Genomic DNA, 13,726 nt, shown 5'->3' on the forward strand with positions numbered 1-13,726 from the left:
TTCGCGAACTAGTGGATTTCTGCAGGCTGGCGCCAAATCACAGGACCGGGATGCCTCATGGATCTGGGCGATCTCATCAGCCAGGAAGGTGTCATTCCTTCGCTGCGCGTTCAGAGCAAGAAGCAGGCGCTCCTGGAGCTTGCGGCCACGGCCTCGAAGCTGACCGGCCTCGATCAGCGTGACATTTTCGATACGCTCCTCCAGCGCGAGCGCCTCGGCTCCACGGGAGTGGGCAAGGGCATGGCGATTCCGCACGGCCGATTGGCCGGCCTATCGGGGATCGTGGTGCTCTTTGCGCGCGTCGAGCACCCGATCGACTTCGAGGCGGTGGATGAGGAACCCGTGGACATCATCTTCCTCATCCTGGCGCCGGAGTCCGCGGGCGCCGACCATCTCAAGGCGCTGTCGCGGATTTCGCGGGTCATGCGAGACGACTCGCTGATCGACAAGCTGCGCCGCTCGAAATCGAAGGCCGCCCTCTATTCCGTGCTGACCGAGCCGATGGCCTCGAACGCTGCCTGACGCTCGCCCGGGCACGAACCGTCCGCGAGCCGCCAACCATTCCCCGTTCGCTGGAAACGAAAAAGCACCCGACCGTGGCGGGTGCTTCCATGTTCGCGTCCATGCGGACAACTGGACTTGAGGCGCGTGGATGCCGGCCGCCGCGCGGCGCCGGCATCCGCCGTTTGGCCGACTAGTGCACGCTGGCGACCTCGAGATCGTCCTCGAGGGCGTGTGCCAGTGCCGCCGACAGCGTATCGGTGAGCGCCAGCGGCGTGCCGTCGGCACCATGCAGGGCGAACAGATTGATGCCCGACGGGATGCCATCGATGCTCGGGAACATCTCCTCGGCCTCGTCGGAGGTCATCCGCTTGATGTATGCGACCTCACCGTCGCCGAGCTGGGCGAGGTCGACACTCGACATCGGGCCAGCCTCGAAATTCTTGGATGCGTTGTCCATGGACCACCTCCTGAACCATCCCGGCGCCAGCGACCACATTGTCTCCGGCCGTTGCAGGTGACGCAAGCCTCGTGTGCGATTGGCAATTCCAAACCCGTTCGAGGCTGGCTCAATCGCCACGATGGCCGATTTCGATCTTGCGTACGAGCCGCTCGGGCTCGATCCTTTCCAGGTCGATGGCCAGTAGGCCGTTCTCGAGTGTGGCGCTCTTGATCTCGATGCCGTCGGCGAGCACGAAGGTTCGCTGGAACTGCCGGGCGGCGATGCCGCGGTGCAGATACGTGCGCTCCGGTTCGTCCTCCTGACGGCCCCGAATCAAAAGCTGGTTGTCTTCGAGGGTAATCTCGAGTTGCTCGCGCGTGAAGCCCGCGACTGCGAGGGTGATGCGCAAACGCTCCGCCCGCCCCTCGCGTCGCTCGAGCCGCTCGATGTTGTAGGGAGGGTAACCGTCGGCGCCCTTGCCGACGCGCTCGACCAGCCGCTCGATGTCATCGAAGCCGAGCAGCAGCGGACTGTTGAGGATGGACATGCGCGACATGGATTGCGGCCCTTTCGATGAAGCAGCTCGTCTCGATCGGCTCACCCCGGGCCCCAAGGGCGCCCGGGTAGCGTTCGGCGGCCGGTTTGGCCCGCCGGATCGAAGCAAGACATGGTGTATCGAAGGCGCCTAATCAAGCGCTCGCCGCAGCTCCTCGTTCGTGGCCGTCGCACATGGCTGGACGGATCAATACACTCGCGCCTTCGGCTCGATGTAGTGCATCTCGTTCGTCAACGTGAAGGAGTGCACCGGCCGGGTGTCGAGTTGCACGCTGGCCGAGGCGTTGTCGGCCCACGCCAGCGTGTGCTTCATCCAATTGACGTCGTCGCGTTTCGGGAAATCCTCGCGAGCATGGGCGCCGCGACTTTCCTTGCGGTTCGCCGCCCCGCTCACCGTCACCGCCGCCTGCAGGATGAGGTTGTGGTATTCCAGCGTCTCGACGAGATCCGTATTCCAGATCAACGAGCGGTCCGTGACACGGATGTCATCCGAGGCGCGCCAGACGTCCTCGACGAGGCGGCACCCTTCCTCGAGCACTTCGCCGGTTCGGAACACCGCGCAGTTCGACTGCATCACCTTCTGCATTCTGAGGCGCAATTCGGCCGTTCCGGTCGATCCGCTCGCGTGCCGGATACGATCGAAGCGGTCGAGGATTCTCTCGATCGCATGGGCAGGCGGCGTCGGCTGGCTTGCCCCCGCCTCGACCGTCGCGCCGCAGCGCAGGCCCGCCGCACGCCCGAACACGACCAGATCGATCAGAGAATTGGAGCCGAGCCTGTTGGCCCCGTGCACGGATGTCGAGGCCGCCTCGCCGACCGCCATCAGCCCCGGCACGATGCCATCGGGATCGCCTGATCGCCCGGCGATGACCTCGCCGTGATGGTTCGTCGGAATGCCACCCATGTTGTAATGGACGGTCGGCAGAACCGGGATCGGCTGGCGTCGGAGGTCGACGCCGGCGAAGATCTTGGCCGATTCCGTGATTCCCGGTAGCCGCTCGGCCAGCACCGCCGGATCGAGATGGTCGAGGTGGAGGTAGATGTGGTCCCCCTCCTTGCCGACGCCCCTCCCCTCCCGGATTTCGACGGTCATGGAGCGCGAGACGACGTCGCGCGAAGCGAGGTCCTTGGCGGAAGGCGCATAGCGCTCCATGAAGCGCTCACCTTCCGAATTGGTGAGATAGCCGCCCTCGCCACGCGCCCCCTCGGTGATCAGCACGCCCGCGCCATAGATCCCCGTCGGATGGAACTGCACGAATTCCATGTCCTGCAGCGGCAATCCGGCCCGCAGCACCATGGCATTGCCGTCGCCCGTGCAGGTGTGCGCGCTGGTGCACGAGAAATAGGCCCTGCCGTAGCCCCCGGTCGCCAGGATCGTGCGCTGGGCATGAAAGACATGCATGCTGCCGTCGTCGAGACGAAGCGCCACCACCCCGCGGCACGCCCCGTCATCGTCCATGATGAGGTCGAGGGCGAAGTATTCGACGAAGAACTCGGCGTTGTGCTTGAGGGATGCGCCATAGAGGGTGTGCAGGATGGCGTGACCGGTTCGGTCGGCGGCCGCGCAGGTGCGCTGCACGGGTGGCCCGTCGCCGAAGTTCTGCATGTGTCCGCCGAACGGCCGCTGATAGATGCGCCCGTCCTCCGTTCGGCTGAACGGCACGCCGTAGTGCTCGAGCTCGTAGACGGCGGCCGGCGCCTCCCGGCACATGTACTCGATGGCGTCCTGGTCACCGAGCCAGTCGGACCCCTTGACGGTGTCGTACATGTGCCAACGCCAGTCGTCCGGCCCCATGTTGCCGAGCGAGGCGGCGATGCCGCCCTGCGCCGCCACGGTATGGGAGCGGGTTGGAAACACCTTGGTGATGCAGGCCGTCCGCAGTCCGGCCAGCGCGCATCCGAACGTCGCCCTGAGCCCTGCACCGCCGGCCCCCACCACGACCACGTCGTAGACATGGGTGGTGACCTTGTAGGCCCGCTCGCCGGTCGGTTTGGCGCCTTTCGACGCCATCGCGCCGCCCCCGTTTGCTCCCTGCCCCATCGTCAAGCTCCCAGACCCAGTTTCAGCACCGCGAAGATCGAGAGCAGCCCGATACCGAATGAAAAGAACGTGTTGAGCATCAGTGCGACCAGCTTCGTCACGTCGCCTTTGACGTAGTCTTCGATCACCACCTGCATGCCCAGCCGCATGTGCACCATCCCCGAGAGGATGAGGAGCAGCAGCGGCACCGCAACGAGCGGCGAGGCCAGCGCCGCGCGCACCTCGCCATGGCTCGCGCCGGCATGGCGTGCGAGGAACCAGATCAGGAAGATGGCGAGCACGAGATTGGCGACGGCGGTCACCCGCTGCAGCCAGAAGTGCTCAGCGCCGCTGCGGGCCGAGCCGAGCCCGCGGACCTTTCCGAGCGGTGTGCGCATGCCGAAACTCCCGTTGTCATTCCTCAGTCGATCCGCCGCCGTACGCCCCGCGGCACCGCTCGCGTGTCCCGAGTGCCCATCAGGTCAGCATGCCGAGCCAGAGCGCCGCCGTGATCGCGAGCGAGGCGACGAGGCTGCCCCACGACATCATGTCGACGGTCGCCAGATCGAAACCGCGTCCGAGGTCCCAGACGAAGTGCCGGATGCCGCCCAGCATGTGGTGAACGAGCGCCCAGGTGTATCCTACGAGCACGACCCGCCCGAGGATCGATCCGAAAAAGGCATTCGCTGTCTCGAAGGCCTCCGGCCCGAGGGCTGCCGCGACCAGCCACCAGGCGAGCAGTAATGTGCCCGCATAGAGCGCCACGCCCGTGATGCGATGCACGATCGACATCACCATGTTGATGAGTGGGCGGTAAATCTGGAGATGCGGCGACAGTGGTCTCGCGGGATTGGTTCGCGCAGCGGGGGGGCGCGCTTCTGCCATCGGACGCTCCTGGCTTGGCGATCTCTGAGGCTCGCCTGTAGCGCATCGATCGCTGGCCAGCAATCAGTCGAACGGCAAATCCCGCCGGAGCGGGAGGCTCGTGATCGCCGGCCGGCCGGCCAGGGTGGCATGCCAGTGCCCGAAGTGCTCCGGCCTCAGGAAAGCGCTTCGCGCACCCGGCGCACTAGCGCCGAGGCGCTCTCGAAGGCCGCCTCAGCGCGCGAGCCGAGGCACCAGTCGCCAGCGGCTCCGAGCATGGCGTCACGCGAAAAGATGCAGGAGGCCCCGAGTGTGCGCTCGACCAGTGCGTGACGCCAGAGCCGCGCGTTGAGCACCATCGGCGTCACTTCGACAAGACCGAGTGCGCTTTGCATCTCGAGCCAGAGCTGGCGCGCGACATCCTCGGGCTCCTCTTCCAGGAACTGGCGGCTGAATTCGGGGCTCGACTGCAGAACCCAGTTCTCCTGGCCGCGTTTGCGGTTCGGCTTGGAGCTGTCACGGGCGATCCAGGCGATCGACTCGGTCAGTCTTGCGCCGACATCGAATTCGACCGGAAGCGGCGCCGCGAACTGCAGCAGCACCGTCCAGCACGGCAGCATGCGCACCCGCGTCATTTCGTCGAACAGCTCTTCGTGGTCGGCCAGCAACGGATAGCTCTCGGGCGCCGGCGCCGTCAGCAGCACCGCATGGAACGGCCCCGCCATTTCGTCGCGATCACTGATCTGCAACATCCAGCGTCCCTCGACCCGTTGCAGACCGCGCACCCGCGCGTTGAGGTTGACGCGAACGTCGTCGGCGAGTGGACGAACGAGCGAGCCCATGCCGGGTATGCCGACGTACCAGTCCTGCGGAGCGATTTCCCCGACGAGGTCAGAGCCACCGAGCAGAAGGCGGGGCGACCAGCCCGAGGCGTGGCCGGCGAGCGCCAGGGAATCGAGCAGCCGCTTGAACTCGCGCGTGCGGGCCGTGACGTATTGAGCGCCGCTGTCGTAGCGCACCGCATCGTCCCGTTCGGTCTGCAGCCGGCCGCCGAGCAGCCCGTCCCGCTCGAACACCTCGATCATGTGACCGGCGTCGCGCAGCTGGCGTGCGCACGTGAGGCCTGCCAAGCCGGCTCCGACGATCCCGATCCTCGCCTTGATTCCCATTGCGTCTCACACACTCGCGCAGGCGGCCTCAGGCGGTGCCCGCGACCTTTCGATTGGCGGGCAGTGTTGCAGAGCATGGTTCAAGAAGGGTCAACGCCGCAGCCGTTGCCATAGGTTTCCCGGTGCGCGCTCCGAAGTCCGTCAGCGTGGCATCAGGCACCAGTAGTCGAGGTCGAGCACGAGGGCCGGGTGATCCTTGCCCGTCGCCCGATCGGTCTGCGGGAAGCCCTCGGCGGTGTGGTTCTTGAGGGCCCGTGTCCGAAGCCTGACCGCTCCGACATCCCGCCGCCCGGCGAGCTCGGACTTGCCCGTCACCTCGCTCCAGGCATGGATGGTGTCTCCGGCGAATGTCGGCGCGACGTGACGTCCACCGTTGATCGCCGCGATGTGGAAGGCGTTTTCGAGCCCGTTGTAGCTCAGTGCGCGGGCGAGCGAGATGATGTGGCCGCCGTAGATCAGACGGCGACCGAACCGGCTGCCGGCCTGCGCCAGCTGGTTGAAGTGCACCTTGGCTGTGTTCTGGTAGAGCCGCGTCGCCATCTGGTGCTCGGCTTCCTCGATCGTCATGCCGTCGACGTGGTCGATGCACTCGCCGACCGCATAGTCGTCGAAACGGTGGCGAGCGCCGGACCGCGCGAAGTCGTATCGCGAAACGTCGATCGGTGGGCAGGCCGTGCCGATGCGCTCGGGCCCCACATGATCGGCGAGCACCGGCGCCGCGCCGCCGGCATTTCCGGCCGGCTGCGACGGATCGCGCTTGTTCACCATCACCCAGCGGGCGAACTCGAGGACGCGCGTTCCAGCCTGGTTGGTTCCGCTCGTGCGCACGTGGACGACGCCGGTTGCGCCGTTCGAGTTCTCCTTGAGCCCGATCACCTGCGATGTCGCCGAGAGCGTATCGCCGACGAAGGCGGGCGCGAGGAACCGGCATTCCGCGTAACCGAGGTTGGCGACCGCGTTGAGGGATACGTCGGGCACGGATTTCCCGAACACGAGATGAAAGACGAGGAGGTCGTCGACCGGCTGCGCCCGGTAGCCGATCGCGCGCGCGAACTCGCTCGATGAGGCCACCGCGAAGCGGCCGCCCGTCAAGGCCAGATAGAGCGCCACGTCGCCAGCGGTAATGGTCCGCGGTGTCGCGTGCGCGAGCTGTTGACCGAGGTGGAAATCCTCGAAGAAGTTTCCGGGATTGGTCTTGGCGGCGGGCGTCGGCATCCTCGGCTCTCCGTGATCGGCCTGTTCGCCCCTGTCGCCCCTTCGCCGGGCGTCGCGGGCGGGCTGTGGAGCGATCCTCTCCACTCGGCACGGCTCTATGCGATCCACCGCGCCTCGACAACGCCAATGCGCCATTGCCCGGTGGAGATCCCCGGCGAACGGTTGGCCGGTACGCACGGCGGCCTGGGCTCCATGGCGCGTTGTGGCGTGGCCCACTTGTTCGCCCTCCGACATGGACCCGCTGGCCGACCTTTGCTGAGGCGCGCCCGCTTTTCCGCTTGATCTCGGGGCCACCTGACCCTATCCAGGCGGCTGGCGCGCGCAATCGCGCCCTTCCCAAGCGAATCGTGGGGCCTCAGCTCCCGTCTCGCCTGTCTGACCGGGCCGGCCCGCGCCATGCGTGCGCCGCTCCCGAGCCGACACTTCGGGGCCGTAGCTCAGTTGGGAGAGCGCTTGAATGGCATTCAAGAGGTCAGGGGTTCGATTCCCCTCGGCTCCACCAATTAAATCAAGCGCTTAGCGTTATGCCTCGTCAGCCGCAAAGCCTTTGTCACGCACCTGTCACGCACGCAAGCGTGTTCAGGCATGCTCGTGCGTGAGTGTGAATGCGGGGCAGATCGGGACGTGCGTGACAGCAGGTCAGACATCGGTCACTTGAATCGGTCCATTTGCTCGCGGACCTTAGCATCAAGTGCAGCTCTCATGGCGCGATGGATCTCATCTTGATGTTGGGTGTAGGGGCCAGACTGCTCCAGCAGCTTTATCGGTCTGGGACCGTCTTCGAGTAGAGGCGCATAAATGAAGCCGGTTTTGGCTTGGGGTACCTCAACTGCAAGGACCGCTACACCGGGCTGATCTGTGGTCATCAGGTCATGACGGAAGCTCCATTCACCCGTGAGAAGGTCGCTCTCATCCTCATAAACGATCCTGCCGGCCGCCTCGATCGGCTTCCAGGTATGAGAGAACGAGTGCCACTTGTAGAGATGGCCTTCTGGGCGGGCCACTAGCGTGAGTGGGAAGCCACCTACGCCGGTAGCAAGGTGCACTCGCCGGTTCGTAAACGCATTGATGAAGGCTAGTCTGAAGTTCTTCGAGTCTTCTGTAGCATTGCCGACCGAACTAAAGCGGCGCTCTACCTCCAGCAGAATGCTCGCGTCCCCAATAACGGATTGGCTCAGTGGCTCTGACACCCTGCCGTCCCAGATTCGGCAGAGCTCGGGCTCGGGGTGGTTGGCGGCAACGATGAAGTCGATGTCCCATGCGTTATCGGCAGTGATCTTCCGTAGATGATCAATGGTCGGCTCGGTACCTTCGGTCTTCAAGATTGGTACAGCCGCTCTGATGGCGTCTAATGCCTAATTTGCGTGGCCAGCATATGCTACCGAGAAGGTAGTGCCCAAAGTAACGATCTTCAGCCTGCTAGGAATTGCATCGCTCCGTCCTGTCTGGGCGTCGGAGATCATAGTATCGGACACAATGCAGATGGAATCGCCAAACCGCTTCGCTATCACAACAGTCATGAGGAGGATTCCTGGGCTCCGACTAGTGATTTCCAGGGAGACATCTCACTGCGCTTTCGCGTTCTTGCGCAGCCAGGCATCGAGCCTATCGAACGTCAGTCCGTTGCTGTCGTAGAGAGGCACCAGGAACCGGATGGTGGCATCCTCGTCGGCGGTTATGGCGATGCCGTTGACCGCCAGGAAGGTGAACATCACGGCGAACGCCGTACGCTTGTTACCGTCGACAAAGGGATGGTTCTGGGAAAGGCTCTCCCAGAGCGCCGCGGCCTCGGCGATGAGGTCGGGGTAGTAGCCGGTCTGGGGGCGAAAGAGGGCCGCTTCCAATTGGCCGGCGTCCCGAATTCCGGAACTGCCGCCGTAGCGTTCGATCTGGTCATCATGGATGGCGAGCACCTCGGCAACGGTGAGGTAGACCGTCGTCATTCGGCGAGCTTCTTGTAGAGCTTGCCATGGCTAGCGATGCTGGCGCGGTAAGCGGCCATCACATGCTTGCGAGGTTTGCTCAAGCGGCGCTTCTCCACGAGATCAGCGAGTGCCTCGTCGATCAGCGTCTGAACCTGCCGCCCTTCTTCTCTGGCGATGTCTCGGACGGCCTCGATGAGATCGGGGTCCACCTGGGTCGCAAACTTTTGTCTCTGTTTGGTGCTCATGCAATCATCCTATCATGATGTTTCATGATGCAGCAAGTGTCTGGTGGTCAGGCTTGTTTGGGGTGTCCTGCGGCGCGCTTCAATCCGTCAACGCAGCTTAACCGACAAGCGACGCGGGTGAAAAAGAAAAGAGCCCCAGCGGGGTGCCAGGGCTCGGTTGCGTTGGCATGTGATCGTCAGCACTGGGCGGGCTGCTTGGCGTGGCGCCATTCGACGGCCCGGTTGGCAGCGGCGGCTGCCGTGGCGATCGCTCGTCTGTCGCCCTGCACAACCGCAGCCAGTGAGTGATATCGTGGGTGTGGTCGTCGCGCAGGCTGGATCGACGCGAGGTCCGCACATGGGAACGCGCTGCCCGGTTCAGCATCCGGTGGTCGTTCCGGAGTCTCGTAGCCGTCGACGTGCTCGCCACTGAGTACCCGGTCGCCGCCCTGGATCGATGCCGATCCTGTCCGCTCGACCCTACTTCTCACCGACCACGATGAGGTAGACCGACCAGACCCATTTGGCCTCCGCCTCAGCCGAGATCGCCGCTTCGCCGGTGTCGTGCATCAGCCACGCAGGGCCGCGGCCACCAATGCCGATCGGCTTGCCATCGACGGAGATCGCGAGCACCCAATCCTCGGCGGCGAGTTCCTCCGCGCTCAGCGATGCGGCATAGCCATCGAGCGCAACGAAGCTGACCGATGCCTTCGACGATGCACCAGAGGCCGCGAGGACGTCGCGAACGAGCGGCCCTTCTGCGGCAACCGCGGCCGGCCAGCCTTCCGCATTCGCGCGGATCGATCTCTGCGGAAGCGCCAGCAGCGCTGATCGATCCAGCACGAAGGCCCGGTCGAACTGCTTGTCGTTGAACTTGAGGAAGGCGTCCATGAAGGGATCGAGAGGCCCCCGATTGGGCTGGCTGATTTCCCCGATCACCGTAACGAGCGCGCCGCCGTCAGCACGTGCAACACCCGCCCAAGAGACCAGCATTGCGAGAACGGCCACGGTGGCAATTCGGCGTCCCATCATCGACGGCTCCTCGATCTCGGCTCGATTGGGCGGCGTAGCGAGCCCTCCTCGATGCATACGCCAAGACGTCTGGCGCTTCAACGAAGACGGCCGGTGCTCGATCGAGGCCGCCATGTTCAGCGCGCCAGCACCGCCCCCCGCGCGCGCCGGTCCTGCCAGATGTTGCGAGCAAAGAGCGCTGCCACCCCGATCGCCCCGACGCTCTCGACGATCGTGTTGTTCGGCCAGACGAGCGCCACCCCGCTCGCAAACAGCACGATGCGCGTTGGCCAGCCGATCGGCGCCTCCATGTGTCCCTCGATCGCCGCCCCGAGCGCATAGACCCCGATCGTCGCGACGATGAAAATATGGAGAACCTCCTCGATCGGCCCGCCGAGAAAGCTCGTGTAGGCGAACAGCACCGGCATCAGGTAGAGGCCCTTGGCGATTTTCCACGCCTCGAGCCCGGTGCGCATGGGCGGGGACTTGGCGATCGCCGCCGCCGCGAACGCCGTGAGGCAGACCGGTGGCGTGACGTTCGAATCCTGCGACAGCCAGAAGACGATCATGTGCGCCGAAAGCAGCGCCAGCGTCACGGTACGCGCATCGAGTGCCTGCGGATAAATGAGCACGAGCACCTCCGGCGAGGTGGCCGCGAGCAGGGCCTCGGCCGCGTCCCGCGCCATCGGTTGCGCGAGATGTACGCCCGCCGCCGGGTCGGCCAGCATGAAGAGCGGCCAGGCCGTTTGCGGAACCTGCCCCGCCACCATCAGATCGATGAGCGCGTTGGCCTGGATGAGCTGATGCAGGGCCGGCCCTGAGAGCGTCGCGAGCACGATGTAGGCCGCTGTCACCGGCAGCCCCATCCCGAGCACCAGGGACGCGAGCGCGACCAGCACGATGGCGATGATGAGGCTGCTGCCGGCCCAATCGCTGATCATCAGCGAGAAGGTGTTGCCGATCCCGGTCATCGCGATGACGTTGACGATGAGACCGACGGCAACGAGCAGGATCGCGGTCATGGTCATGTTCGCCGAGCCGAGTGCCAGGGCTTCGAGGACCGCCCTCGGTCCCATGGGACGCGGCGTCAACCACGAGGCGGCGATGCAAGAGAGGATGGCAAAGCCGGCCGCGTAGGTCGGGGTGAATCCGGAAACCAGCATCCCGATCAGCACCCCGACCGGGATCAGGAACGACGGTCCGCCGCGCCGCAGCACATCGAGCGCCCGTGGTGCATCCTCGTCGGACTTCGTCAGTCCGAGCTTCTTGGCGTTGATCCGCACGAAGAAGGCGACGGAGAGGAAATAAACCAGGGCCGGCAGGAAGCTCACGGCCACGATCTCGAGGTAGGGAATCTGGGTGTAGCTCGCCATCACGAAGGCGCCCGCCCCCATGACCGGTGGCATCAGTTGCCCGCCCGTCGATGCGGCCGCCTCGACGCCGCCGGCAAAGCGAGCCGGAAATCCCGCCCGCTTCATGAGCGGAATGGTGATGACCCCGGTCGAGACCGTGTTGGCCACCGCCGATCCCGAGATCGTGCCGGTGAGACCCGAGGCGATGACCGCCACCAGGCCCGGCCCGCCGACGAAACGCCCGGCCATCGCCCGCGCCAGATCGATGATGAACTCCCCGGCGCCCGATCGCACGAGGAATGCGCCGAACAGAATGAAGAGATAAACGAAGGTGGCCGAGATCAGCGCGATCGAGCCGAACATCCCCTCGTCGGAGAAAACGGAGCGGAACAGCAGCGTCTCGAGACTGAGCCCGGCGAACCGGAAGACGCCCGACAGCCACGGCCCCCAGAGGCTGACATAACTGAGTGAAATGAGGACCATCACCGGAATGATCCAGCCCGTCGCGCGGCGCGTGAACTCGATGGCGCCGCCGATGACGACGAGCGCGAGAACGATATCGAGGCTGGTCAGCCGGACGCCCCGCGCATAGATCGCGTCCTGTTGCGCAAGGAGAAGAATGGTGGCCGCCGCGACCACCACCCCGAGGAGGAGGTCGAGCCCGAGAACGAGGCGTTCACCGGCCGCGGTCCGCGCCTTCACGATCGGATAGCGCAATGCGCAGAGGATGGAAAAGCCGGCGAAGTGGATCCCCGTCAGCCAGAGCGTGTCCATCCGCCCGAGCGTGTTGATCCAGATGTGATAGAGCGCCAGGGCCACCCCGACCGCGAACGCGATGCGACCTGCCAGCGTTCCGCCGAGGTCGCGCGTCGTGCGCTCGGCTTCGTCCCTTTCCTCCCGGGGCGTGACGGCCTGCGGGTCCTCGCCGGGCGCACCCGCCCCCTTTTCTCCATCGCTCGGAGCTGTCATCACCGCGTGCCTACCCCCCGGATCGAAGCCACTCGAGCGCCTTTCGGAACGCCACGGGGCTCCGCGCGGGGCCCGGGTGGCGTTCCGATTTCCACTCCCTGCCGTCGGGTCAGGGCTTGAGGTGGTCCGGGATGGTCAGACCGGCCTCCGCGAAATAGCGCGCGGCGCCCGGATGCAGCGCCATCGGCAGCCCGCCGAGTGCGCTCTCGAGGGACATCGCCTTCGTTGCCGGGTGGATCGCCTGCAGGAAGCCGAGGTTCTCGAAGATCGTCTTGGTGATCTTGTAGACCGTCTCTTCCGGCACGTCCTGGTGCACGGCGAGGAAGTTGGGCTGCGCGATCGTGGTGACATCGCTCGCTTGCCCCGGATAGGTGCCGGCCGGGATCGGATAGGGCACCCAGAGGTTCTTGAACGAGCCGTTGGCCTTGGCGATCTGCTCGTCGCTGAAGCCGAGCAGCCGGATCTTGTCACCCATCGCAGCGAACGCCCGCGTCACCGCCGCCACCGGCACGCCGGCCGGCGTCGACATGGCCACGATCTGCCCGTTCAGGAGCGCGTCGGCCGACGGGTTGTAGCCCATGTAGGCGAGTTCGTAGCCACTCAGCGGCAAGCCGAGATTGCTGAGGATGACGTCGTTGGAGCCGAGCGTGCCCGAGTTCTGGGCGCCCATCGAAACGGCCTTGCCCTTGACTGCGGCCATGTCGTCGATCGTCCCGGACTTGGCGTGCTCGGCGAGCAGCACGAAGTGCTCGACGTTGGGCCACAGCATGGCGATCGAGCGCAGGTGCGTCTGCGGCCCGTCCGCCGCCACCGGTCCGGTGCCGCTCTGCGCATACGCCCCGAAGAGGCCCTGGAGGATGGCGAAGTGCACTTCCTTCTCGCGCAGCAGGCGCACGTTCTCGCCCGAGCCGGCCGAACTGATCGCCGAGACGTTGATCTTGTCCTTCGGCTGCAACTTGACCTTGATCAGCGTCGCGATGGCGACACCGACCGGGTAATAGGTCCCCCCCGTCGAGGCCGTCGCGAGCAGGTAGTCCTCGTCGGCCGCGGCCCGTTCCGGGGCGAGCGTTGAAACCGAAACGCCGATCGCCATTGCGACCGCGAGTGCCGTGCGCCTAGTCAGCGTGCGATGAAGCATACCGTCCGTCCTCCCACTTCGATGCGAACACGCTCGGCAGGTTACGTGATTGCGTGCCCATGTCGAGTGGTTAGACGGCGTCCGGTGGCCGGCACAACCCGAACCGACGAGGCCGGCTGGGCGTCGCCTGACGATCGGGCGTCAGTGGTAGAGGTCGAGGGCGAAGCAGGGCGGCGGGGGCGGACTCGCGGTTCGTCCGTTCCTCGCTACCATTCCTGCCACTCGGAGGAGCCGGGGCACGGTCGAACGTGACCCGGAGAGGACATTTCGCACATTCGCCAACAGTGCAGACGCGGACGCAGACGACCGAATCGGAGAAAAACTCACGATTTTTTTAAGTC

14 protein-coding genes and 1 tRNA gene are annotated in these 13,726 nt (G+C 65.3%); 2 read left to right on the forward strand and 13 right to left on the reverse strand.

Annotated features, from left to right (window positions below):
* Positions 1–57: 57 nt before the first annotated feature.
* Positions 58–522: a PTS IIA-like nitrogen regulatory protein PtsN gene (gene ptsN, locus GC150_10950; protein ID MBI1385418.1), complete on the forward strand. Its 465-nt coding sequence runs from the start codon at positions 58–60 to the stop codon at positions 520–522.
* Between the two features lie 172 nt (positions 523–694).
* Here ptsN and GC150_10955 read toward each other — a convergent pair whose 3' ends face one another.
* From GC150_10955 to GC150_10985, 7 genes are all read right to left on the reverse strand, one after another.
* Positions 695–925 carry a DUF1150 family protein gene (locus GC150_10955; GenBank protein ID MBI1385419.1) on the reverse strand — a complete coding sequence of 77 codons (231 nt, stop codon included), beginning with the start codon at positions 923–925 and terminating at the stop codon, positions 695–697.
* Positions 926–1,070: 145 nt separating this feature from the next.
* The gene (locus GC150_10960; GenBank protein MBI1385420.1) at positions 1,071–1,499 is read right to left on the reverse strand and encodes an Hsp20 family protein; all 429 of its coding nucleotides are present in this window, start codon (positions 1,497–1,499) and stop codon (positions 1,071–1,073) included.
* Between the two features lie 186 nt (positions 1,500–1,685).
* On the reverse strand, positions 1,686–3,509 hold the full coding sequence (locus GC150_10965) for a succinate dehydrogenase flavoprotein subunit (protein MBI1385421.1): 1,824 nt from the start codon (positions 3,507–3,509) through the stop codon (positions 1,686–1,688).
* Between the two features lie 32 nt (positions 3,510–3,541).
* Entirely contained in the window at positions 3,542–3,916 is a 375-nt protein-coding gene (sdhD, locus tag GC150_10970) for a succinate dehydrogenase, hydrophobic membrane anchor protein (protein MBI1385422.1), read from the reverse strand.
* Positions 3,917–3,995: 79 nt separating this feature from the next.
* Positions 3,996–4,403 (reverse strand): succinate dehydrogenase, cytochrome b556 subunit, encoded by a 408-nt coding sequence (gene sdhC, locus GC150_10975; protein ID MBI1385423.1) that lies wholly within the window; start codon positions 4,401–4,403, stop codon positions 3,996–3,998.
* Between the two features lie 155 nt (positions 4,404–4,558).
* A complete protein-coding gene (locus GC150_10980; GenBank protein MBI1385424.1) occupies positions 4,559–5,551 on the reverse strand; it encodes an NAD(P)-binding protein in 993 nt (330 codons plus the stop codon).
* Positions 5,552–5,692: 141 nt separating this feature from the next.
* Positions 5,693–6,766 carry a hypothetical protein gene (locus tag GC150_10985; GenBank protein MBI1385425.1) on the reverse strand — a complete coding sequence of 358 codons (1,074 nt, stop codon included), beginning with the start codon at positions 6,764–6,766 and terminating at the stop codon, positions 5,693–5,695.
* Between the two features lie 426 nt (positions 6,767–7,192).
* On the opposite strand from GC150_10985, the gene GC150_10990 reads away from it, so the two are divergent.
* Positions 7,193–7,268: transfer RNA gene (locus tag GC150_10990), tRNA-Ala, on the forward strand.
* 148 nt (positions 7,269–7,416) lie between these two features.
* Here GC150_10990 and GC150_10995 read toward each other — a convergent pair.
* From GC150_10995 to GC150_11020, 6 genes are all read right to left on the reverse strand, one after another.
* Positions 7,417–8,088 (reverse strand): hypothetical protein, encoded by a 672-nt coding sequence (locus GC150_10995; GenBank protein MBI1385426.1) that lies wholly within the window; start codon positions 8,086–8,088, stop codon positions 7,417–7,419.
* 243 nt (positions 8,089–8,331) lie between these two features.
* Positions 8,332–8,709 carry a type II toxin-antitoxin system death-on-curing family toxin gene (locus tag GC150_11000; GenBank protein MBI1385427.1) on the reverse strand — a complete coding sequence of 126 codons (378 nt, stop codon included), beginning with the start codon at positions 8,707–8,709 and terminating at the stop codon, positions 8,332–8,334.
* On the reverse strand, positions 8,706–8,936 hold the full coding sequence (locus GC150_11005; protein ID MBI1385428.1) for a hypothetical protein: 231 nt from the start codon (positions 8,934–8,936) through the stop codon (positions 8,706–8,708). The genes GC150_11000 and GC150_11005 overlap by 4 nt, the downstream gene beginning before the upstream one ends.
* Positions 8,937–9,395: 459 nt before the next feature.
* Positions 9,396–9,908: a hypothetical protein gene (locus tag GC150_11010; GenBank protein MBI1385429.1), complete on the reverse strand. Its 513-nt coding sequence runs from the start codon at positions 9,906–9,908 to the stop codon at positions 9,396–9,398.
* Between the two features lie 155 nt (positions 9,909–10,063).
* On the reverse strand, positions 10,064–12,247 hold the full coding sequence (locus GC150_11015; GenBank protein MBI1385430.1) for a TRAP transporter fused permease subunit: 2,184 nt from the start codon (positions 12,245–12,247) through the stop codon (positions 10,064–10,066).
* Positions 12,248–12,356: 109 nt separating this feature from the next.
* Positions 12,357–13,385: a TAXI family TRAP transporter solute-binding subunit gene (locus tag GC150_11020; protein MBI1385431.1), complete on the reverse strand. Its 1,029-nt coding sequence runs from the start codon at positions 13,383–13,385 to the stop codon at positions 12,357–12,359.
* Positions 13,386–13,726: the final 341 nt, after the last annotated feature.

The sequence above is a fragment of the Hyphomicrobiales bacterium genome (assembly GCA_016125495.1).
Classification (GTDB): Bacteria; Pseudomonadota; Alphaproteobacteria; order Rhizobiales; family RI-29; genus RI-29.